Source organism: Luteibacter sp. 22Crub2.1 (assembly GCF_900167995.1).
Taxonomy (GTDB): Bacteria; Pseudomonadota; Gammaproteobacteria; order Xanthomonadales; family Rhodanobacteraceae; genus Luteibacter; species Luteibacter mycovicinus.
Map to the genome: position 1 here is coordinate 231,506 of NZ_FUYT01000007.1, position 23,454 is coordinate 254,959.

The 23,454-nt window shown below is 65.4% G+C and carries 13 protein-coding genes; all 13 read right to left on the reverse strand.

Annotation, left to right across the window (positions count from 1 at the left end; translation table 11 throughout):
• Nucleotides 1–2: 2 nt before the first annotated feature.
• Entirely contained in the window at nt 3–1,754 is a 1,752-nt protein-coding gene (gene treZ, locus B5X73_RS09585; protein WP_217699758.1) for a malto-oligosyltrehalose trehalohydrolase, read from the reverse strand.
• The gene (gene glgX / locus B5X73_RS09590; protein WP_079521492.1) at nt 1,751–3,859 is read right to left on the reverse strand and encodes a glycogen debranching protein GlgX; all 2,109 of its coding nucleotides are present in this window, start codon (nt 3,857–3,859) and stop codon (nt 1,751–1,753) included. The genes treZ and glgX overlap by 4 nt, the downstream gene beginning before the upstream one ends.
• Nucleotides 3,860–3,870: 11 nt before the next feature.
• The gene (gene glgB, locus B5X73_RS09595; protein WP_079521493.1) at nt 3,871–6,057 is read right to left on the reverse strand and encodes a 1,4-alpha-glucan branching protein GlgB; all 2,187 of its coding nucleotides are present in this window, start codon (nt 6,055–6,057) and stop codon (nt 3,871–3,873) included.
• On the reverse strand, nt 6,054–9,371 hold the full coding sequence (treS, locus tag B5X73_RS09600) for a maltose alpha-D-glucosyltransferase (protein ID WP_079521494.1): 3,318 nt from the start codon (nt 9,369–9,371) through the stop codon (nt 6,054–6,056). Before treS ends, glgB begins: the two co-directional genes overlap by 4 nt.
• A gap of 3 nt (nt 9,372–9,374) precedes the next feature.
• Nucleotides 9,375–12,656, reverse strand: coding sequence for a maltotransferase domain-containing protein (locus B5X73_RS09605; protein WP_139382717.1), 3,282 nt, complete (start codon nt 12,654–12,656; stop codon nt 9,375–9,377).
• A 136-nt stretch (nt 12,657–12,792) separates the two neighbouring features.
• On the reverse strand, nt 12,793–13,431 hold the full coding sequence (locus B5X73_RS09610) for an FMN-binding negative transcriptional regulator (protein WP_079521496.1): 639 nt from the start codon (nt 13,429–13,431) through the stop codon (nt 12,793–12,795).
• Nucleotide 13,432: 1 nt separating this feature from the next.
• Complete coding sequence (gene zipA / locus B5X73_RS09615) at nt 13,433–14,512, reverse strand: cell division protein ZipA (protein WP_079521497.1); 1,080 nt, start codon at nt 14,510–14,512, stop codon at nt 13,433–13,435.
• Between the two features lie 26 nt (nt 14,513–14,538).
• Entirely contained in the window at nt 14,539–18,039 is a 3,501-nt protein-coding gene (gene smc, locus B5X73_RS09620; protein WP_079521498.1) for a chromosome segregation protein SMC, read from the reverse strand.
• Between the two features lie 7 nt (nt 18,040–18,046).
• Complete coding sequence (locus tag B5X73_RS09625) at nt 18,047–18,310, reverse strand: BolA family protein (RefSeq protein ID WP_079521499.1); 264 nt, start codon at nt 18,308–18,310, stop codon at nt 18,047–18,049.
• On the reverse strand, nt 18,307–18,606 hold the full coding sequence (locus B5X73_RS09630) for a YciI family protein (RefSeq protein WP_079521500.1): 300 nt from the start codon (nt 18,604–18,606) through the stop codon (nt 18,307–18,309). The genes B5X73_RS09625 and B5X73_RS09630 overlap by 4 nt, the downstream gene beginning before the upstream one ends.
• Before the next feature lie 24 nt (nt 18,607–18,630).
• On the reverse strand, nt 18,631–20,163 hold the full coding sequence (lysS, locus tag B5X73_RS09635) for a lysine--tRNA ligase (RefSeq protein WP_079521501.1): 1,533 nt from the start codon (nt 20,161–20,163) through the stop codon (nt 18,631–18,633).
• A 90-nt stretch (nt 20,164–20,253) separates the two neighbouring features.
• A protein-coding gene (gene prfB, locus B5X73_RS09640; protein WP_139382718.1) for a peptide chain release factor 2 occupies nt 20,254–21,379 on the reverse strand; the annotation gives its coding sequence in 2 pieces (ribosomal slippage) (nt 20,254–21,303 and nt 21,305–21,379; 1,125 coding nt in all).
• A 183-nt stretch (nt 21,380–21,562) separates the two neighbouring features.
• The gene (asnB, locus tag B5X73_RS09645; protein ID WP_079521502.1) at nt 21,563–23,233 is read right to left on the reverse strand and encodes an asparagine synthase B; all 1,671 of its coding nucleotides are present in this window, start codon (nt 23,231–23,233) and stop codon (nt 21,563–21,565) included.
• Nucleotides 23,234–23,454 lie beyond the last annotated feature (221 nt).

The following is a 23,454-nucleotide window of genomic DNA, read 5'->3' on the forward strand; positions in this document are numbered from 1 at the left end:
GCTCAGGACTCCAGGCAGGCGACGGTACGGCGAGCAGGAAGCAGGCCGCGCGAAACGGAAGCGATATCCGCGGCATCGCCATGGAGCCATGCCGCGGACGCCGATGGTGGCCGCTGGATCGTGACGTCGGCGTCGCCGAGGTTGACGTACAAGGTAAGCGTCGCCGGTCCCAGTTTCCATGCGGCGGTAAAGGCGCGGTCGCCGACTGCCTCCGCTCCCGCCGCCCTGGCATCGCCTATGTGCGGAGCGACGTGCTTGTGCCGCTGGGCGATCAGTTCGCGAACCAGTTGCCGGCGCGCTTCACCCGCTCCTTCCTCACGGTTGGGAATGGACGCGGTGAACGTGTCGTAGTCGTTCGGATCGGGAATCTCCTCGCCGCCGAAGCTCGTGAATGCCTCGAACTCGCGACGCCGACCGTCGCGCACCGCCTTGCGAAGGTCCTCATCCTGGAAATCGGTGAAGAAGAGAAACGGCGTGCGGCTGGCCCACTCCTCTCCCATGAACAGCATAGGGACGAAAGGCGCAAGCAGCAGGAGGGCCAGCGCGGCCTCCATCGTCTCGGCGTCAATCAGCGTCGTCAGGCGGTCGCCGAACGCACGGTTGCCCACCTGGTCGTGATTCTGCAGGAAGTTGACGAAGCGCGACGGCGGCAGATGAGCGCTCGATTCGCCGCGACGCTTGCCGCCCATCGGCTCGCCCTGAAAAACGAAGCCCTCCTGCAGGCTGCGCAGAAGCTTGGGCATCGGCGCTTCGTAGTGCGCGTAGTAACCCTCGGCCTCACCCGTCAGCAGCACGTGCAGGGCATTGTGAAAGTCGTCGTTCCATTGCGCATCGAAGCGTCCCCTGCCGAGAAGGCTGGCCTGGTTCGCCTCGTTCTCCAGAATCAGGTGCACATGACGGTCCGGTCCCATGGCGCCGTGCACGCGCGCGGCGAGCGAGCCCAGCCAACCGGGATTGCCTATCGCGTGCACCGCGTCGAAGCGCAAGCCGTCGAAGCGGAATTCCTCGAGCCAGTAAAGCGCATTGTGCACGAAGAAGTCGCCGACCTGCGGCGTGGACACGCCAATCGCCGCGCCCCAGGGAGTATGTACGGAGCCATCGAAAAACGGTGATGCGTAGGCGCCCAGATAATTGCCGTCGGGACCGAAATGGTTGTAGACGACATCGAGAAACACCATCAGGCCGAGGCCGTGCGCTGTGTCGATCAGCGACTTGAGGTCTTCGGGTGAGCCGAACGCGTCCGTCGGGGCATATGGTAGGACGCCGTCGTATCCCCAGTTCCGCTCACCGGGGAATTCGGCGATCGGCATGAGCTCCAAGGCCGTGATGCCCAGCGAGGCGAGATGCGGCAGCACCATTTCCACACCGTGATAGCCGCCCAGCGCACCGACATGCAATTCGTAGATCACGGTGTCCTGCCAGGGACGCCCCTGCCAGGCGCCGTTCCGCCACTCGAAGGCCTGCGGATCGGTCACCACACTGAAGCCGTGCACATCGCCGCCTCGCTGCCGGCGCGACGCGGGGTCGGGTACCGCTGTGCCATCCGGCAGACGAAAGCGGTAGCCCGATCCAATCTCCGCGGGGCAGATGCATTCGAACCAGCCATCGTCCAGCGCACGCATCGTCGACGTGTGCCCGGTATCGCACTCGATCGACACGCTGTCGACATCGGGTGCCCACAGACGGAAGCGCGCCTTGCCCTCGCCCAACGGCTTCACGCCATAAGGCATGGCATGTACGTAACGCGCGCTCACGCGGGTTCGGTCCGCACTGTCGCTGCCAGCAACAGGACGCTCCGTCCCTCCACTTCGATCGTCGGCTCGGTCCACGGTAGCTCCGGCGCCAGGGGCGCGGCAGTGTTGCAACGCAGGCGCCAGTTGGCGGCGGGCTGCGGAAGGTGGAAAACATGCGTCTCAGGCGTGGCATTGATCAGAATCAGCGTCACGTCGGCTCGTTTCTCTCCGTACGCCTGGGCGCGCCGCAAGGCCAGCAGGCGCCCCTCGGTATAACCCCAGGTCTCCAGCGTCATTTCGGCGCCGCTTTCGTCGAACCACACGACTTCGCGCATGCCGGGCGCGACCTCCTTGTCGCCCCGCAGGAAGTGCGCGGCCCGCAAGGTGGGATGTTGTTCGCGCAGGCGTATCAGGCGGGAAACGAATTCGGACAACTCGCGACCCGGATCCGAACTGGCCAGCTTCCAGTCGTACCAGGACAACTCGTTGTCCTGGCAATAGGCATTGTTGTTGCCGCTCTGCGTGCGACCGAACTCGTCGCCACCGAGCAGCATCGGCGTGCCGTGCGAGAAGAACATCGTCGCCAGCATCGCGCGCTTCTGCCGGTCGCGCTGGGTACGGATGGAGGGATCGTCGCTCGGCCCTTCGACACCGTGGTTGTAGCTTTCGTTGTCGTTGCCACCGTCACGGTTTTCTTCGCCGTTGGCATCGTTGTGCTTGTCGTTGTAACTGACCAGGTCTTCCAGCGTGAAACCGTCGTGCGCCGTGATGAAATTGACCGATGCCCACGGCTTGCGCTTCTGGTGGTCGAAGAGCTCGCCAGACGCCTGAAGCCGACCCGCAAGCGCGCCGCGCATGTTCGAGTCGCCTTTCCAGAACTTCCGGATATCGTCACGGAACTTGCCGTTCCACTCGGCAAAGCCCGGCGGATGATTGCCCAGCTGGTAACCGCCTGGACCGATGTCCCACGGCTCTGAAATAAGTTTGACGTTGGCCAGCACCGGATCCTGCCGCATGGCATCGAACAGGCCGCAACAGGGGTCGAACCCATGCTCTTCGCGTCCCAGACTGACGCCGAGATCGAAGCGGAAGCCGTCCACATGAAAGGTCTGGACCCAGTAGCGCAGTGAGTCCATCACCATCTGCAGCACACGCGGGTGCGCCGTATTGACCGTATTGCCCGTTCCTGTGTCGTTGATGCAATAGCGCGGGTTGTCCGCCATCAGACGGTAGTAGCTCTTGTTGTCCAGGCCCCGGAAGGACATGGTGGTGCCCAGTTCGCTGCCCTCGCAGGTGTGGTTGTAGACCACATCCAGGATCACCTCGATGCCCGCCGCATGCAGCGCCTGCACCGCGGCACGGATCTCGTTGAGCGCACCTTCGGCAAGATACGCCGGTTCCGGAGCGAAGAACGACAGCGTGTTGTAACCCCAGTAATTGCGCAGCTTCATCTCGGCGAGACGCCGGTCCTGAAGAAACGCATGCACGGGCAGCAGTTCGACGGCCGTGATCCCCAGCTTGACCAGATAGTCGATGACGTAAGGATCGGCCAGCGCGATGAAGGTGCCGCGCTCGTGCGGCCGGATACGCTTGAGCGTTCGCGTTATCCCCTTGAGATGGGTCTCGTAAATGACCGTCTCATTCCAGGGGGTATGCGGGCGATTGTTCTGCGTCCAGTGCATCGGCTCGTCGACCACGACCGCCTTGGGCATCGCCGCGGCGCTGTCGCGACGATCGAACGACAGATCCGCGCGTGGCGAGGACACACGGTAGCCGTGAAGCGCATCGGACCAGCGAACCTGTCCATGGAGCAGGCGGGCGTAAGGATCCAGCAACAGCTTGTTCGGATTGAACCGGTGTCCCTCTTCCGGCTCATACGGACCATACGCCCGGAAACCGTAAAGCATCCCGCCACGTACACGTGGCAGGTAGCCATGAAACACCTCATCGGTACATTCGGGGAGGTCGTATCGCGCGATCTCGCGCTTACCGGATGGATCGAACAGACACAGTTCGATGCGCTCCGCGTGGGCGGAGAACACCGCGAAATTCGTTCCCATGCCGTCGCAGGTGGCGCCAAGGGGATGCGGCGTACCGGACTGCATGCGCTCGGGAAGTGCGGGCATCGGATTCCTCGTCAGTCGGCCACGAAGATGACCGTGGAAAGGGGTGGCAGGCTCAGCACCAGCGAACGATCGAAGCCATGCGATGGCACATCCTGCGTGTGCCGCTCGCCTTCGTTGCCGACGCCGGAGCCGCCGTAATCGGAAGCATCCGAGTTGAACGCTTCCTTCCAGCGGCCGCCGTCGGGCACGCCCAGGCGGAAGCCGTGACGCGGCGTGGGCGTCATGTTGCTGACCACCAGGGCCGGCCGTCCATTCTCCGCGAAGCGAAGCCAGGCAAAGATGCTCTGCGACGCATCGTCCCCGATCACCCAGCGGAAGCCGCGTGGATCGGTATCCCATGCGTGCAGGGCCGGCGTCGACGCATAGACCCGGTTGAGGTCGCGTACGGTCTTCTGCACACCGAGGTGCAGCGGGTTGTCGAGCAGCTCCCAGGCGATCTGCGCATCGTGATTCCACTCGTGTGGCTGCGCGATTTCGCCACCCGTGAACAGCAGTTTCTTGCCCGGATGACCCCACATGAAACCGTAGTAGGCACGCAGGTTGGCAAAACGCTGCCACTCGTCGCCGGGCATGCGTCCCAGCAACGACCGTTTGCCGTGCACGACTTCGTCGTGTGACAGCGGCAGCACGAACTTCTCGGAATAGGCATAGACCATGCTGAAGGTCATTTCGCCATGATGAAACTGGCGGTACAACGGATCGCGCGACATGTATTCGAGCGAATCGTGCATCCAGCCCATGTTCCACTTGAAGTCGAAGCCAAGGCCGCCCTGCTCCACCGGCTGGGTCACGCCCGGCCACGCGGTCGATTCCTCGGCGATGGTCATGCAGTCCGGATGCCGTTCCGCGACGAGCTGGTTCACCCGGCGCAGGAAGGCGATCGACTCGAGGTTTTCGCGGCCGCCGTACTGGTTCGGCACCCACTCGCCGTGCTTGCGCGAGTAGTCGCGATACAACATCGACGCCACGGCGTCCACACGCAGGCCGTCGACGTGAAAGCGCTCGAGCCAGGCCAGCGCGCTGGCGACCAGGAACGCGGATACCTCGTTCCGGCCGAGATTGAAGATCAGCGTGTTCCAGTCCTGATGGAAACCCTCGCGCGGATCGGCATGTTCGTAGAGCGGCGTGCCGTCGAAGTGCGCCAGACCGTGGATGTCCGTGGGGAAATGCGCGGGCACCCAGTCGACAATGACGCCGACGCCCGCCTCGTGGCAGCGGTCGACGAAGCGCGCGAACGCCTCGGGCGTACCGAACCGCGACGTCGGGGCGAACTGTCCCAGTGGCTGATAACCCCAGGATCCGCCGAAGGGGTGCTCCGACACCGGCAGCAGTTCGATATGGCTGAAACCCATTCCCGCCACATACGGGATCAGGCGTTCGCCCAGTTCATCCCAGTGCAGCTCGCGCCCATCGGGACCGCGCAGCCACGATCCGGCATGCAGCTCGTAAATCGACAGCGGGGAGCCCGCATGATGCAACGAACCGCGGCGACGCATCCATTCGTCGTCCGTCCAGCGGAACGCGGTCGGATCGGCAACGATCGACGCGGTAGACGGCGGCAGCTCAGCCGCGAGGGCGACCGGATCGGCGCGCTGGGTCAGCGATCCGTCGGCACCCCAGATCTCGTACTTATAGCGTGCGCCAGGCAGCAAGCCGGGCACGAAGAGTTCCCAGACACCCGCCGGTACACGCTTGCGCATGGGCAAGCGACGCCCGTCCCAGCTGTTGAAGTCGCCCACGACACTGACCCGCTGCGCATTCGGCGCCCAGACGGCGAAGCGTACGCCGTTCACGCCGTCGACCGTGACCGGATGCGCGCCAAGGCATAGAAACAGCTCCGTATGCGTTCCGGCGGACAGGCGCTGCAGGTCGTCGTCAGTGAGGAGGTTACCGAAACGATACGGATCGTGCGTGTCATGGGCGGCCGCAGGCCAGTGAACACGCAAGCGGTAATCGTCGTCGGATTCCGGGAAACCGGCGAACAAGCCGCCGTCGTGTACCTGCTTCAGCTCGCCCAGCGAACGTCCGGTCGCATCGATCAACTCCACACCCTGCGCCCCCGGCTGCAAGCTGCGCACGACCCGCCTGCCCTCGACGATGTGCGGACCGAGCAGAGCGAAAGGATCGCCGTGCCGTCCGTCGACGAGTGCGTCGACGGCGGCGGGATCGGTCAGGCCATAGGTACGGGGATCGGTCACGTGTCTTCCTTCAATTCTCGGGATGTCTCACCGCGCGCGGCGTGCAGCAGCCCGCGCACCGGCACATCGACCCAGCCGGGGCGGTTCGCCGCTTCATAGTTCACTTCGTACGCCGCCTTCTCGATGACGAACAGCTCCAGGATGGGTGCCAGCGTCTCGCCATCGACCCAGCGTACCGGTGCCGCGTCGAGGACGGCGCGATAGGCCGCCAGGAAGACGCGCGACGAACGCTCGCGGAAGCGGGACAGGTAATCGCCGAAGCCTTCGTCCTCGATCGGAGCAAGGCCATCTTCACCCCGGCGCGCCATGGCGGCCGCATAGTCGAGCGAACGCAGGAAACCGGCGACATCTCGCAGCGGGGAGCCCTTCGCCCGGCGCTCGTCCAGCGAACGAGCGGGTTCGCCTTCGAAGTCGATGATGTACGCGTCGTCCTGCACCACAAGGATCTGGCCGAGGTGGAAGTCGCCATGCACCCGGGTTTTAAGCGCGGATACGCCCGCCTTCGCCAGCTTGCCCACGCGCTCGTCCAGCGTACCCACGAGACCTCTGAGCGCCTCGACATCGGCAGCCACCGTCTCCGACAGATCGGCAAGGTGGTCGATCGACACCAGCGCACGGCCGATCTGTGCACGAACGCTGTCGCGTACCGCGTCGACGTCGGCGGCGCTCGCCTTTTCGGGCGAGAACGCGGGAATCTCGGACGGCTGCGCAAGCAAGGCGTGCAACTCGCCCAGACGCGTGCCCACCGCGGTCGCGAACGCGTCGTACCCCGCCTCGATCTCCGCCTTGCGCTCTTCCTCGTCGGAGTGACTGTATTCGTCGTAGCTGCGACGAAGGAAGTCGAGCGTCCACCGCCAGGCATCGCCCTGATTGCGCAGAAAGCCCTGCAACACGGCCAGCGTGGTGCGGTCGCCGTTTTCGCCGATGCGGACCACCTCACCGAGCAACGGCGAGGTGTTGGCGTAGCCGTGTTCGGTGAGGAAGCGACCCATCTCCACTTCCGGATTGATGCCGACGGAGGTGCGTCGGAACAGCTTCACCACACCGGCGTCGTGCATGATCATCGAGCTGTTGGATTGCTCAGCGGTCAGCCACCGGCTTTCGATGGCCGGGTCGAAGGTGACCCCGGCGAACGCATCGGTCGTCTCGAAACGTACGACACCGGTGTTCACCGGCAATTCGATGCCCTGACGCAGCCCGATCAACAGGCCGGAGGCGAAGGCGTCCAGGGCGAATCCGTCGGTAAGCAAGCCGATGCGACGACCGCGACGCACGCGTGCCAATGCAAGCTGCTGGGCACGCGCTGTCGGGCTCTCGTCTTCCCAGACGATGCCGACCGGCAGACTGTAACGTTCAGTACCACCGTCGGCAAGCGTCGCTTCGACCTCGGTGAAAACGAGATCGTCGCCATGGTCCGGCCACGGCACCGCGTAAAGGATCTTCGAGCTCTCGATACCGCGATCCTTGGAGGCGAACCAACGCCGCACTCCGAGGTAGCCAGGCAGCACCTGCTTCTCGATCACGCCACGGTGATGCGCCATGACCGGCCCTTCCACCAGCGCGCCGCGCACCACCAGCGTCTCGTAATCGGGCAGCGGCTCGGCGGGCACTTCGTGCCACTCCGGCATCTGCGCGTTGGGGCAGATCTGGAAGGCGTAGAAACCGTACGCGGGCAGCGTCAGCAGATAGGGCAGCTGACCGATCGGCGGGAACGACGAGCCGCCCATGATCTCAATGGGAACCTGTCCGTCGAACGCGGCCACATCGAGCTCCACCGCCTGCAGCGAACGGGACATGTTGGCGACGCAGAGCAGGTGTTCACCCTCGAACTCGCGCAGATACGCCAGCACCTTGCGGTTACCCGGATAGAGAAACTTCAGCGTGCCGCGGCCGAATGCCTTGTAACGCTTTCGCACGGCAAGCATGCGGCGCGTCCAGTTGAGCAGCGAATGCGGATCGCGCCCTTGTGCCTCGACGTTGATGGCCTGGAAGCCGTACAGCGGGTCCATGATCGGCGGTAGCACCAGGCTGGCCGGATCGGCCCGCGAGAATCCGCCGTTGCGGTCGACGGACCACTGCATGGGCGTGCGTACGCCGTCTCGATCGCCGAGATGAATGTTGTCGCCCATGCCGATCTCATCGCCGTAATACAGCACCGGCGTGCCCGGCATCGAGAGCAGCAACGCGTTCATCAGCTCGATGCGACGACGGTCGCGCTCGAGCAAGGGGGCGAGACGCCGACGGATACCCAGGTTGATACGCGCACGACGGTCGGCCGCGTAGGTCTGCCACAGGTAATCGCGTTCGTTGTCCGTCACCATCTCGAGCGTGAGCTCGTCATGGTTACGCAGGAAGATCGCCCACTGGCAGTTCTCGGGGATCGCCGGCGTCTGCCGCATGATGTCGGTGATCGGAAAGCGGTCTTCGCGCGCGATCGCCATGTACATGCGCGGCATCAGCGGAAAGTGGAACGCCATGTGGCATTCGTCGCCGTTGCCGAAATAGTCCTGCGTATCCTCCGGCCACTGGTTCGCTTCCGCGAGCAGCATGCGATCCGGGTAATGCTGGTCGATCTCCGCACGCATCAGCTTGAGGATGTCGTGTGTCTCGGGAAGGTTCTCGTTGTTGGTCCCTTCGCGCTCGATCAGATAGGGCACGGCGTCCAGTCGCAGGCCGTCGACGCCGAGGTCGAGCCAGAAGCGCATGACTTCGAGCACCGCCTTGATCACCGCGGGGTTATCGAAGTTCAGATCCGGCTGATGCGAGAAGAACCGGTGCCAGAAGTACTGACCCGCCACCGGATCCCAGGTCCAGTTGGACTTTTCGGTGTCGAGGAAGATGATGCGTGTGCCGTCGTAGGCCTGGTCGGTATCGGACCAGACGTAGAAGTTGCGCGCTGCGGAACCCTTCTTCGCCTCTCTCGCCCGCTGAAACCACGGGTGCTGGTCGGAGGTGTGGTTGATGACCAGCTCGGTGATCACGCGAAGGCCGCGCTTGTGCGCCTCAGCGATGAACCGTTTCGCATCGGCGAGCTTGCCGTAATCGGGATGCACCGACTTGTATTCGGCGATGTCGTAGCCGTCGTCGCGCCGCGGACTCGGATAGAACGGCAGCAGCCACAACGTGTTGACGCCCAGCTCGGCGATGTAGTCCAGCTTCTGAATTAGGCCTTCGAAATCGCCCACGCCGTCGTCATTGGCATCGAAGTACGACTTCAGATGGACCTGATAAATGATCGCATCCTTGTACCAGAGCGGATCGCTCGAAAAATCGGGAGCGATCGTCTGTTTATTTCCCTTACCGCGTGTTGCCATGGATCAGACTCCAGGGAGACGGACGTGCCAGATCGCGTAGGGCTGGCCGAGGCCGAGCCATACGTTCTGACGGGCACCGCGCCAGGCGATGGGTTGGGTATGCAGAAGGTCGTGTACGTCGATGGCGGCGTCGTCGGCCAGGCCCCAGTCGCCAAGCGGCAGCGTGAGGTCCGCGGACTGGGCGTTGTGCGGGTCCATGCTTATCGCGACAATCACGAGATCGTCACCGGAGCGCTTCTCAAAGAAGAGCACCTGATCGTTGCTCGCCGGCAGGAAGCGCAGTCCGAGGTGCGACTGCAGCGCCGGGTGCGCGCGCCGGATGTGGTTGAGCTGGGTAATTTCCGCAACGATGTTTCCGGGGGCGTTGAAATCGCGGATGCGGATTTCGTACTTCTCGGAATCGAGGTACTCCTCCTTGCCGGGCATCGGCGCGGACTCGCAGATCTCGAATCCCGAATACATACCCCAGAGGCCGGAGAGCGTCGTCGCCAGCGCGGCGCGGATCAGGAAACCCGGGCGCCCCGAGGTCTGCAGGAAGTACGGGTTGATGTCCGGTGTATTGACGAAGAAGTTGGGCCGGAAAAAGTCTTTCGGTTCCGTCGTCGTCAACTCGGTCAGGTAGTCGATGAACTCCTGCTTCGAATTGCGCCAGGTGAAATAGGTGTACGACTGACTGAAGCCGACCTTGGCCAGGCGATACATCGGCTTTGGACGGGTGAACGCCTCGGAAAGGAACAGCGTGTCCGGATACTTAGCCCGCACCCGGGCGATCATCCATTCCCAGAACGGGAACGGCTTGGTATGCGGGTTATCGACACGGAAGGTGCGTACACCCTCCGCGGCCCAGAACAGGACGGAGTCGCACAGCGCCTGCCAGAGCGAGGGGATCGCGCCGTCGGCATAGAAATCGACATTGACGATGTCCTGGTATTTCTTGGGCGGGTTCTCGGCGTATTTGATGCTGCCGTCCGGACGCCAGTCGAACCACTCCGGATGTTCCTTCAGCCAGGGGTGATCCTGCGAGCACTGAATGGCGAAGTCCAGTGCCAGCTCCAGCCCGTGGTCGTGCGCGGCGTCACGCAGAGCGCGGAAGTCCTCGAGGGTGCCCAGTTGCGGATGGATGGCGTTATGGCCGCCGTCCGGCGAGCCGATCGCATACGGACTGCCCGGGTCATCGGGACCGGGCGTCAGCGTGTTGTTGGGACCTTTGCGGAACGCGGTGCCGATCGGGTGAATCGGCGGGAAGTAGAGCACGTCGAAACCCATGTCGCGGATCGCCGGCAGCCGCGCGATGGTATTGCGGAAGGTCCCGTGCCTGGCTTTGTCATCGGTCATCGAACGCGGAAACAGTTCGTACCAGCTGGCGAAGACCGCTTCGCGACGATCCACCTCGAGCAGATACGTGTCGGTGACGCTGGAGCGGACCCGGGGATCGGTCGCCGCCATGAGCGCCACCGTCGTCTCATCGAGCAGCAGCACGAGTCGCTGTGCGTCATCGGCCTTGCCGAGTGCCGCCGCCAGGTTACGCAAGGCCTTCGCCCTGGGACCGGCGGCATCTTTGGCCCGGGCTTCGACGAGCAGGCGTCCCTCTTCCAGTTCCAGCGCGAGAGAGACACCGGCGGCGTGTTTCACCTCGATCTCGTGGTGATAGCTGGCGAAGCGGTCATGCCAGGCTTCCACCTGGAACTCATAGCGGCCGACACGCGTCGGTACGAAGCTCGCCGTATGAATGTCGTTGTTCACCGGTTCCATGACGACTTCGCGCCATGTCCGCTCGTCCTGTGCGCGGTAACGCAGGCGTGCAGCCAGTATCTCGTGGCCGTCCATGAAGATGTCCGCCGTCACCTCCACCGATTGACCGACGACGCGTTTGGCCGGAAAGCGGCCCGCGTCCACCGTCGGCTGCACGGCTTCGATCATGACGCGAGGCGCACGCGAGGCCGCCTGTAGGAATTCCTTCTGCACACTCGCTCCCATCTTTCGTTTGGCTGGCGCGGACGGCACACCGGTGAGGGTCAGGACGGCGCCGGGTGCCAGAAGCATTCCGTCGCCCTGATCGAACACCTTGCGTCCGTCCGGCGTGACCCAGGGGGCGAAATGCGCGGCCGCGCCCGCCAGCGCCTGCGCGGCACCGACCGGTGCGTCACGGTCCAGAGAGGCGTTGACCAGGGTCAGGGTGGCACGGGATGCCTTTCGCGCATCGGGTCCATCGACCGTGAGGAACACGGCGACGTCGCGGCCCGTCGTGATCAGGGGGGCCGCCGGCACATCGTCACCCACGGCCGCGTTGGCGGCACGGACCGTCGCCGTCAGGTCGAGGGCAGCATTCATGGCGAGCGCAACGAGCGTGACCGCAAGGCCACGTCGCGGATCCAGCGCGTCGTGCTGGGCAAACTCGAAACCGACCGGCATCATCCAGCCCGCTGGCGATGTCGCCGCGAAGGCGATCGCCCGCTGATAGGCGTGCTCAAGTTGATTCTCCTCGCCCAGTTCATCGCCGAGCCGCTTCGCGAACGGTTCCTCCACGCAAGCCAGCGCCGGCGCGACGGTGGCGAGACGCGCGGCTTCTTCCGCGAACCACGGTGCACGAAAGTCCCACCAGTTGGCCGACGAGACGACCGCGTCGAATCCGGCACCTTTCAGGTTGGCGAGATCGTCAGCGGAAAGCCCGGGCGTCCAGGCGAGGAACGCGGCCTGCGACGCATCGGCGTGCGTGTTGCGCACCGCATCGATCAGGCTCTTCCAGCGCGAAGCGCGCAGCCGCTGCGGGTGCACGACGCGAAAGCCTTCGACGCCCGCGGCGGTCCAGCGGTGCAGGCGATCGACCCACCACTGCGTGGCCGCTTCGGCAACCTCGGGGTCGTTCAGGCGCCAGCGGACGCTGTCGCTCTCCGCGGGGGTCCAGCGCGGATCGGGCGTGCCGTGCTGCGCGGCAACCGCGCGAAACCACTCCGGATGCTCCTGGCGAACCGGCGCATCCGAGGCCACCTCGTCCAGAGAAAGGTCCAGCCACAACTCCATGCGGTGATTGCGACAGGCCTTCGCGATCTGCGCAAGCCGGGTGACCGCATCGCCGTCGTCCGCCACCGCCCCGTTCAGCCGGTCGAAGTCGCGTGTAACGAAAACGTCACCGGTGACCGAAGCATCGAACGGGGGTGCCACCAGCAGTTGCCGGAACCCGAGCGACGCCGCGTGCTCGATCCACGCATTCCAGGCGGTCATCGGCCCGGCGAGCAGCGGATGCAGATAGTAGATTCTGAAAGGCGCTCGCGTGCTTTCCGACATGTGAATCGCATTCCTCTGGGGGAAGGACACAAGCATGCCGGGCGGGATGTATGCATCGTGCCAATACCCGGACACGCGAAGACCTTCACAGTGACGCAGAGGGGTGTTGCGGCAGCGTGAATACGCTGCCGTTAATTCACACGTTTCGAGCGGCGAGCATCGCTGCCGCGACGGCCTGTTCGTCGTCACCGGGGCGCTCGGCAAGCAGCGTCGCGGCTCCGATGCGGTCGGCGTCCGTACGATTCTGGCCCAGCTTCCACTTGCCCTCGATGCGGTCGATGGCGATGCGGATACCGACGATGCCGCGGTACATGGCGGCCAGATACTCGGCCGGGGCATCGCCCACCTGCCACGGCAGGGCCTGCGCAGCATCCTTTTCGGACTGGGCGGTCAGACGGTCCAGCAAGGCACGGAGCAAGGTCGGCTCCGTGAACGTCTCCGGGTGCCCATAGACGTGCACCGCGATGTAGTTCCAGGTCGGAACTTCGCGGTGGTGCTCGGCCTTGCCGGGATACCCGTTGGGTGAGATGTAGGCGTGCGGACCCGCGAAGATCGACAGCGCCTCCCCGACGTGACGTGTCACATGGTCGTTGCCGCGCGCCACATGGCAGTAGAGCGTGCCGTAGGGCCCCTCGTCCGGCGCCAGCACGAAAGGAACGTGACTCGCTTCGATGCCGCCCTCACCGGCCGTCACCAGCGTGCCGAACGGATGGCGCCGGATCGCCTCGTGCAGGACGGGCAGACGATCTTCGGCGAAGGCCCTGGGCGTGTACACGTTACTGGCCGAACTTGATCTCTTCGCCTTCGTGCCCGCGGTCCCAGCCACGCAGCTCGTCGCGGATGTGTGCGATGCGCTGGCGGCCGAGCGCGTTGCGCTCCTCGTCCAGGACCAGGCCGTCGAGCAACTCGCCCAGGCGCTGCGCGGTGGGCAGCATCGCGTCCCAGGCGTCCAGCGCGGGCACGGGACCCGGCAGCGCCATGAAGAACGACAGACCCGAGGTCTGCAACGTGGCGATGCGTGCCATGTCGAAGTTGCCGGGCTTGGTCAGGTTGGCGACGCTGAAAATCGGACCCTGCTCCGGATGGCCGTCGACGAGCCGGTGGTAAATCCCCATGTCGCCGAACTCCAGGCCGGCCTTTTCGGCGGCCACGACGAGATCGGAACCGTTGAACCGGGTGCCTTCGCGGGCGACGACGTAGAGGCTGACGATGCGCTCGACCGGCGCGTGCGGCGGGCGGCGGCCGAGATCCGAGCGCGGAGGGGTCTTCGCCACCGGCGCGGGAGCCGGCGCGGGGGGGCGCACCGGCACCGGCGCGGGGGCCGGGACAGGCGTCGGCGCAGACGCGGCCACACGCGGCTCGTCGTCGAGATTGAACGGCAGGTCCAGATCGAAACGTGGCTCGGTGCGCTGGGCGGGACGCGCTACGGGCGCGGATGCCGCCGGAGCCGGTGCCGCCGGCGCCACGGGCGCGGCGGACGCCGTCCGCTCACCGGCCAGCGATGCACCGAGGCGCTCCAGCTCCGCCCTCAGGTCCACATCGAGCTCGGCCTGTTTCGGTCGCGGATTGAACAGCGGGTCGTTGGCGTCGTCCTCGCGCAGCTCGTCGCGGGCGCTGAAGGACACGTTGTCCCGCTCGTCGTATGCCTCGCGCGCATCGGCGCCACCGTCCTCGTCGCTGAAGACCGGTTCGCGGCGCTCGCGGGCACGCTCGGGCTGTTCCGGCACCGGCTTGCGGCGACCCTGCTCCTTGCGCGGCTGACCGAACAGCCAGAGCAGCACCATCACGACGATGCCGACGAAGAGCATCGGGATGCCCACTGCGGGATTCCAGGCGAGGCCGATGGCGGGATTCATGGTTCGATTTCCTTGAAGAACGGTACTTAGGCGGCGCCGACGAGCTTGGACGCTTCGGCCAGATCGACCTGGACGAGGCGCGACACGCCCGGCTCGCGCATGGTAACGCCGCAGAGCTGATGGGCGGCCTCCATCGTGGCCTTGTTATGGCTGACGAAGATGAACTGCACCTTCTCACTCATCTCGCGGACCATGGCCGAGAAGCGGCCCACGTTGGCTTCGTCCAGCGGTGCGTCCACCTCGTCGAGCAGGCAGAACGGCGCCGGGTTGAGGCCAAATATCGCGAAGACGAGTGAGACTGCCGTGAGCGCCTTCTCACCGCCGGACAGCAGCGTGATGTTGGAGACGCGCTTGCCGGGTGGCCGGGCCATGATCGACACACCGGTGTCGAGGAGGTCTTCGCCGGTGAGCTCGAGGTAAGCGTGGCCGCCGCCGAACAGCCGTGGGAACAACTCCTGCACACCCGCATTGACGCGGTCGAAGGTCTCCTTGAAGCGCTGGCGGGTCTCGCGATCGATCTTCTTGATCGCGCCCTCCAGGGTTTCCATCGCGCTGGTCAGGTCGAGCAGCTGCGCATCGAGGTATTCCTTGCGCTGCGACTGCTCGGCGTGCTCCTGGATCGCGGCCAGGTTGACCGGCTCCAGACGGGCGATCTTGCCGGAAAGATCGACCAGCTGCTGCTGCCAGCGCTCCGGCTCGGCGTCTTCGGGCAGTTCGGTGAGCAATGCTTCGAGTTCGAGACCCGACGCCACGATGGCCTGGGCCAGCTGTTCGGCACGCAGCTGCAAGGCCTGCGCGGCGAGACGCTTTTCGGACACGTTTTCACGCACCTGATTGAGCACGTGCTCGACGCGCTGGCGCTCCTGCTCGAGCCGGCGGAACTCGGCGTCGCAGTCTTCGAGCGCACGACGTGCGTCGACCAGCTGCTTGTCGACCAGCAGACGCTGGTCGAGGTAGGTCTGCCGCTCGGCTTCGAGTTCCGCAATGGGATCGGAACCGGCAGCCAGCTGTTGATCGATCTCATCGCGGCGAGCGGTCACCTGGCGCAGCTGGGTATCCAGACGCGCAAGAGCCTGTTCGAGCGACCCCAGCGCCGAGCGCTTGGACTCCATGCTCAGTGCGAGCTGGTGCGACTGGTCAGCCGCTTCGCGCGCATTGATACGGGCTTCTTCGCGCGCTTCGAGCAACTCGCGACGCTCGTTTTCGAGACCACGGCGCTCGTCCTCGCGATCGCCCATGTGGCCGACGGCCTCATCGAGGCGCGCGCGGGCATCACGGGTCTGGCCCTGCAGTTCGTCGAGCTGATCGACGATGACGGAGATTTCGCCGCCGACCTTCTCGGCGCGGGCGCGCGCCGTTTCCATCTTGCCGCGATGGCTCTGCAACTGACCGGCGAGCTCGGACAGACGGCGATGCGCGGCGTAGAGATCGCGCTGGGCGTCGTCACGCTGACGCTCGGTCTCGAACTTGCTGGTACGCAGGGCTTCCAGCTGTTCGGTACGTTCTTCGAGAGTGGCTTCGAGGGTTTCGATCTGCCCGGCGAGCTGGCGGATCTCGCGTTCGCGGGCGAGCACGCCGACCTGATTGCCCTGCGCCCGCAGCACACGGGCCCAGCCCGGACCCATCCATGCGCCATCGCGCGTGATGACGGACTGGTGCGGCTGCAGTGAAGCGAGCCGTGCGGCGGCGGCTTCGACCGACTCCGCGACAAAGACATTGCTCAGCAGTGCGACGGCGGCCACCGGGCCACGCACGTGCTCGGCGAGGGTACCGGGGGCGCCGGGGCCGCCCTGCTCCCTGGCGAACAGCGCGACATCGGCCTGACCGAGCGCTTCGAATTCGGGCAGCAAGGCGTCGATCGAGTCGACCAGCACCCCGTCGAGGACGCCGGCGAGCACGGTTTCCACCGGCGACTCGTAGCCGGCGTAGACCTGCAGCGATTCGCCCAGGCGACGCGAGCGGTCGAGACCGAGGCGCGACAGCCAGCCACTGGCCGCGGTTTCTTCCTGGCCCAGCGCGGCACTCTGCAGGGCTTCGAGCGAGGCCTGGCGGCCGCGCGCGGTCTGCAACTGCTGACGCCCGTCGTTCAGTGCGGTCTGCACCTGGCGCTCTTCGTCGAGCACGCGCTCGTACGCGACCTTGTGCTGGTCGAGCACGCCGCCCAGCTGCTCCACCTTCTCGCGCTGGGTATCGTGTTCGACATCGAGTTGTTCGGAGGCGGCGTCGAGCGCGGCGATGTCGGTCGCCTTCTGTTCGGCATCCAACGCCTCTTTGCGACGCGACAGGTCGACCGTCTGGCGGTCGAGATAGGCCAGCTTTGTCCGCTCGACCTCGGCCGCGCGGCTGGACTCCGACGCACCCCGCGTATGGGTATCCCAGCGCTGCTGCCAGTCGGCCAGCTTCGACTCGGTGGCACGAACCACGTCGCCCGTCTCGTCCTGGATCTGCTGCAGGGCTTCGAGCCTGGGCTCGCCCTCGGCCAGTGCCATGCGCAGGGTCTCCACCTGCTCGCGGTCGGCGCCGATGTGGCCCTGCAGTTCTTCGAATTCGCGCTCGGCTTCGCCACGCGCGCGCGTCAGTCGCTCGCTGAGGTCGCGGCTATGCCGCACCTGCTGCTCGACACGGGCGATCTCGGAGCCGACCTTGTAAACCTCGGCCTGAACCTGATTGAGGTGCTCGCTGGCGCCCTGGTGGCGCTCGCGCACGCTTTCCATCTGTGCCTCGACCTGGCGCTGGCCGGCGAGGTGTTTCTCGATCTCGAGTTCCGCCTCGCGCAGACCGGAGCCTTCGCCTTCGTGGCGGCGATGCAGCGTGCGGTACTCCAGCGCGCGGAGCTCGGCTTCGCGGCGGGTGTGCTCTTCCTTGAAGGCCTTCCAGCGCTCGGCGGCGCGGGCCTGGCGATTCAGGTGGTCCAGCTGTTTGTCGACCTCGTCGCGCACGTCACGCACGCGGTCGAGGTTCTCGCGGGTGGCCTTGATGCGGCTCTCGGTTTCCTTGCGGCGCTCCTTGTACTTGGAGATGCCGGCGGCTTCTTCGAGATGGGTGCGCAGTTCTTCCGGCGCCGCCTCGATGATCTGGCTGATCATGCCCTGCTCGATGATCGAGTAGGAACGCGGGCCCAGGCCGGTCCCAAGGAACAGGTCGGTGATGTCACGGCGACGGCAACGCGCGCCGTTGAGGTGATACGAGGACTGGCCGTCACGACTGACGATGCGCTTGACCGAGATCTCGGCGAAGCTGGCGTACTCGCCCTGGATGGTGCCGTCGCTGTTGTCGAAGATCAGTTCGACCGTGGCCTGGCCCACCGGCTTGCGCGCGCTGGAGCCGGAGAAGATGACGTCAGTGAGGGAGTCGCCGCGAAGACGGCTGGCCGCGGATTCACCCATGACCCAACGGATGGCGTCGATGATGTTCGACTTGCCGCAGCCGTTCGGACCGACGACGCCGGTCATATTGGTGGGCAGGTGCAGCGTGGTGGGGTCGACGAAGGACTTGAATCCCGCCAGCTTGATCGTGGTCAGACGCATGTTTTCTTTATTCCCCGGGGGCCTTGGCCTCGATCGCCAGCGCGTGGATGCCGTCCGGCATCATCTCGGCCAGCGCAGCATAGACCATGCGATGCCGCTGGATCGGGTTCTTGCCGGCAAAGGCCGGACTGACGATACGGGCGAAGAAATGCCCCCTGCCCTCGCCCGAATGCCCGGCGTGCTTGTGGCCCTCGTCGATCACGTCCAGCTCGACCGGGGCCAGGGCCTCGGTCAGCAGGACCCGGATGCGCTCGACTTTCTCGGCCGTCACGGCAGCACGACGCGGAACGGGCGGACCGTCACGTCGCGGTACACGCCGGCTTCGACATAAGGATCCGCGCCAGCCCAGGCTTCGGCGGCCGCCAGGTCGCTGAACTCGGCCACGATCATGCTGCCGGTGAATCCGGCCTCACCCGGGTCGTTCGAATCGATGGCCGGGAACGGGCCGGCCAGCTTCAGGCGGCCCTCGTCTTTCAGGGCGTTGAGGCGCGCCAGGTGAGCCGGGCGCGCGGCAAGGCGCTTTTCCAGCGAATTCGGGTGATCCAGTGCGACGATGGCGTAGAACATCGATGTCTCCGGTAGCGAGGCCGGTCAGGCCTCGGGGCGCATGGTCGGGAACAGCAGCACGTCGCGGATGGACGACGAACCGGTCAGCAGCATGACGAGGCGGTCCATGCCGACGCCGAGTCCACCGGTCGGCGGCAGGCCCACTTCGAGCGCACGGATATAATCGGCGTCGTAGTGCATGGCTTCGTCGTCGCCGGCATCCTTGGCGTCCACCTGGGCCTGGAAACGCGCGGCCTGGTCTTCGGAATCGTTGAGCTCCGAGAAGCCGTTGGCGATTTCCTTGCCGTTGATGAACAGCTCGAAGCGGTCGGTGATGCCCTTGTCGGTATCGCTCTCGCGCGCCAGCGGCGAGACTTCCACCGGGTGATCGGTGATGAAGGTCGGCTGGATCAGCGTGTGCTCCACCGTCGCCTCGAAGATCTCCAGCAGCAGCTTGCCCCAGCCGTACGACGGCTTGACCTGGATCTTCAGCCGCGCGGCGTGCGCGGCCATGGCGTCACGGTTGCGCAGGTCGGCCGGCTTGATCTCGGGATTGAGTTCGAGCACGGCGTCTTCCATACGCCAGCGACGGAACGCCGGAGCCAGGTCGACGGTCGCGCCGTCCCACTCGATGGACGTCTGGCCGATGACCGCCTCGGCCGAGGAGCGAATCATGCCCTCGGTGATGTCCATGATCTCGTGGTAGGTGGCGTACGCCTGGTACAGCTCGAGCATGGTGAACTCGGGATTGTGTCGCGTGGACACGCCCTCGTTACGGAAGTTGCGGTTGATCTCGTAGACGCGATCGAAGCCGCCCACGACCAGGCGCTTGAGGTACAACTCCGGCGCCACGCGCAGGAACAGCGGGATATCGAGCGCATTGTGATGCGTGGTGAACGGACGCGCGGTGGCGCCGCCCGGGATCACGTGCATCATCGGCGTTTCCACTTCCATGAAGCGGCGCGGTTCGGCTTCGAGCCAGCGACGCACGTGGCTGATGATCTTCGAACGGAGCGCGAAGGTGCGGCGCGACTCCTCGGTGACGATCAGGTCGACGTAGCGCTGGCGGTAGCGCTGCTCGACGTCGGCCAGGCCGTGGTGCTTGTCCGGCAGGCCGCGCAGCGACTTGGTCAGCAGACGGATGGCGTCGACCTTGATCGACAGCTCGCCGGTTTTCGTGCGCATCAACAGGCCTTCGGCACCCACGATATCGCCGAGGTCCCAGCGCCTGAAGGCGTCGTAGGACGCTTCGCCCAGCGTGCCCTGGTGAACGAACAGCTGGATGCGGCCGGTACCGTCCTGCATCTGCACGAAGCTGACCTTGCCCTGCCCGCGCATCAGAATGATGCGGCCGGCCACGGTCACGCGACGCGGCGCACCCTCGATGGCCTCGGCCGTCCAGGTGTCCTTGTCCGCGAATTCGTCCTGCAGGTCGCCCGCGAAACTGTCGACCTTGAAGTCGTTGGGATAGGCGATGCCCTGCGCGCGCAGCGCTTTCAGTTTCTCGCGACGCTCGGCGATGAGGCGGTTCTCCTCGGCGGCGGTGGCGGGCGTGGCATCGCGGGTATCGTCAGTCATGGAAAGGGCAACATGTTTGATGGATGAAAGTAGGAGCGCGCCCTGTGCGCGATGCTCTCCAATCGCGCGCAGGCTGCGCTCCTACCGCTGTCACGCGTCGACGCGCTTGGAACCGGCTTCGAGGCCGGACTTCAGGCTGGCCTCGACGAATTCGTCGAGATCGCCGTCGAGCACTTTCTGCGTATCGGAGCGTTCGAGCCCCGTGCGCAGGTCCTTGATGCGGGACTGGTCGAGCACGTAGTTGCGGATCTGGCTGCCCCAGCCGATGTCCGACTTGGTCGCCTCTAGGGCGTCCTTCTCGGCATTGCGCTTCTGGACTTCCAGCTCGTACAGCTTCGCTTTCAGCATCTTCATCGCGCGGTCGCGGTTGGCATGCTGGCTGCGCTCGGTCTGGCAGGCCACGACCGTGTTGGTGGGCACGTGGGTGATACGCACCGCCGACTCGGTCTTGTTGACGTGCTGGCCGCCGGCGCCGGACGAACGGTAGACGTCCGTACGCAGGTCGGCCGGATTGATGTCGATCTCGATGTTGTCGTCGACTTCCGGCGAAACGAACACCGAGGTAAAGCTGGTGTGCCGGCGGTTGTCGGAGTCGAACGGGCTCTTGCGGACCAGGCGGTGCACGCCGATCTCGGTCTTGAGCCAGCCGTAGGCGTAGTCGCCTTCGACGCGGAACGTGGCGGACTTGATGCCCGCAACTTCGCCCGCGCTGACTTCCATCATTTCCGTCTTCCAGCCGCGCGACTCCGCCCAGCGCAGATACATGCGCAGGAGGATTTCCGCCCAGTCCTGGGCCTCGGTACCGCCGGCACCTGCCTGGACGTCGACGAAGGCCGCCGCCGAGTCGAGCTCGCCGGAGAACATGCGCTGGAATTCGAGCTTGCCGACGCGGGCGTCGACCTTTTTCAGGTCGTCGACGATGGACTGAACGGTGGCGTCGTCGCCATCCGCGGCGGCCATCTCGAGCAGCTCACCGGAGTCGTCGAGCGTGCCGGACATCTCGTCGATGCCGGTGACGATGCCGTCGAGCTGGGCGCGTTCGCGGCCGAGCTCCTGTGCGCGCTTGGGGTCATCCCATACGGTGGGACTTTCCAGCTCGCGATTGACTTCTTCTAGGCGTTCTTTCTTGACGGCGTAGTCAAAGATACCCCCTAAGCGACTCGACGCGGCCCTTGAGGTCCGCAATCTGCGCAAGGATCGGATTGGTCTCGATCATGGTGTGTCTGGCCTGATGACGCGGCGCGGAAGGCGCCGACTAAAGCGGCCGATCTTAACAAATCCTGGGGTGGGCCGCATGGCGGGCGGAGGCCGCTCCTGTAGGAGCCCGCCCTGCGGGCGATGGGACTGCGGCAAGACCCCATCGCCCGCAGGGCGGGCTCCTACGGACGAGCGGCTGCCCTCAGGCCGGCAAGGCCTCCTGGTGAACCCCTCGCACGGCCCGGCCCGACGGGTCGGCGGCGGCCGCGAAGGCCGGGTCCCACGCCAGCGCGGCCGGGGACGAGCAGGCGATGGACTTGCCGCCGGGCACCGTGGCCGCACAGGCCTCTCCCGGGAAATGGGTCTCGAAGACGGTACGGTAGAAGAATGCCTCCTTGGTCGCCGGGGTGTTCACCGGGAAGCGGGCCGCGGCGGCCGCGAACTCACGATCAGAAACCATCGTCTCGGCATGCGCCTTCAGGCCGTCGATCCAGCCATAACCCACGCCGTCGCTGAACTGCTCCTTCTGGCGCCAGAGAATCGAATCCGGCAAGGCGCCTTCGAAGGCCTCGCGCAGCAGGCCCTTCTCGATACCCTTGCGGGCGACCATCTTGGCCTCGGCGTCGATCGACATGGCCGTTTCGAGAAATTCCGTATCGAGGAAGGGCACGCGGGCTTCGACACCCCAGGCCGACATCGACTTGTTCGCACGCAGGCAGTCGTAATAATGCAGCGCGTCCAGCTTGCGCACGGTTTCCTCGTGGAAGGCGCGGGCCGACGGAGCCTTGTGGAAGTACAGGTAACCACCGAAGACCTCGTCGGAACCCTCGCCCGAGAGCACCATCTTCACGCCCATCGCCTTGATCCGTCGCGCCAGCAGGAACATCGGCGTGGATGCGCGGATGGTGGTGACGTCGTAGGTCTCGATGTGGCGGATGACTTCGGGCAGCGCGTCGAGGCCTTCCTCGAAGGTGTAGCGGAAGCCGTGATGGACGGTACCCAGCGCCTCGGCCGCGATCTCGGCGGCTTTCAGGTCGGGCGACCCTTCGAGCCCGATGGCGAATGAATGAAGGCGCGGCCACCAGGCTTCGCCACGGTCGTCTTCTTCGATACGGCGGCGCGCGTAACCCGCGGCGACCGCGGCGACCAGCGACGAATCCAGACCGCCCGACAGGAGCACGCCATACGGCACATCCGTCATCATCTGGCGATGCACGGCGGCTTCGAACGCGGTACGGAGATCTTTCGGGTCGATGGTCTTGCCGACGGTCGCATCGTAGTCGCGCCACTCAGGCGTCCAGTAACGCACGGCCTCACCGGTCTGGCTGTCGTAGACATGGCCCGGCGGGAAGGGCGCCACGTCCGCGCAGACACCGACCAGCGACTTCATTTCCGACGCGACGCAGAGGCGGCCTTCGCGATCGTGGCCCCAGTACAGCGGGCAGACGCCGACCGGATCGCGGGCGATGATGTAACGCTGGCGGCCCGCGTCCCAGAGCGCGAAAGCGAAGATACCGTTGAGCTGACCGAGGAAGTCCGCCCCGTGCTCGCGGTACAGCGCGTTGATCACCTCGCAGTCGGAGCCCGTGGTGAACGGATAGCTGCTGGCGGCGCGAATCTCACGATGGTTGTAGATCTCGCCGTTGACGGCCAGGGCCAGGTCGCCTTCTGGGGAACGCAGCGGCTGGGCGCCACTGGCGGGGTCGACGATGGCGAGGCGTTCGTGGACGAGGATCGCGCCGTCGTCGACGTAGACACCGCTCCAGTCCGGCCCGCGATGGCGCTGCCGCTGCGAAAGGGACATCGCCTCACGGCGCAGCGCGACCAGGTCATCACCGGCCGCGAGGCCGAACATCCCGAAGATCGAACACATGGTCTTGCTCCTGACTATCGATGGGGAAACGCGCAAAGAAAAAGGCCCGCCTGGTGAGGGCGGGCCTTTGGTGTCTGGTGGTTTGTCTCGCAACCGCCTACACGCCGACCCTCCCGAGGTTCCGGGCATTATTGGTATTGGCGTTATTGGCGGCGAGGCGGGTCATGAGTCGAATAGAGCATGAAGATCGCTGCAATGCAACACCCTCCCCCGTGATTGCT

Coding starts and splice junctions, on each gene's coding strand:
- smc (WP_079521498.1), bottom strand. CDS start 18,039: ATGCGTCTGACCACGATCAAGCTGGCGGGATTCAAGTCCTTCGTCGAC.
- lysS (WP_079521501.1), bottom strand. CDS start 20,163: ATGACTGACGATACCCGCGATGCCACGCCCGCCACCGCCGCCGAGGAG.
- asnB (WP_079521502.1), bottom strand. CDS start 23,233: ATGTGTTCGATCTTCGGGATGTTCGGCCTCGCGGCCGGTGATGACCTG.
- B5X73_RS09605 (WP_139382717.1), bottom strand. CDS start 12,656: ATGTCGGAAAGCACGCGAGCGCCTTTCAGAATCTACTATCTGCATCCG.
- B5X73_RS09630 (WP_079521500.1), bottom strand. CDS start 18,606: ATGTTCTACGCCATCGTCGCACTGGATCACCCGAATTCGCTGGAAAAG.
- treS (WP_079521494.1), bottom strand. CDS start 9,371: ATGGCAACACGCGGTAAGGGAAATAAACAGACGATCGCTCCCGATTTT.
- zipA (WP_079521497.1), bottom strand. CDS start 14,512: ATGAATCCCGCCATCGGCCTCGCCTGGAATCCCGCAGTGGGCATCCCG.
- glgX (WP_079521492.1), bottom strand. CDS start 3,859: ATGCCCGCACTTCCCGAGCGCATGCAGTCCGGTACGCCGCATCCCCTT.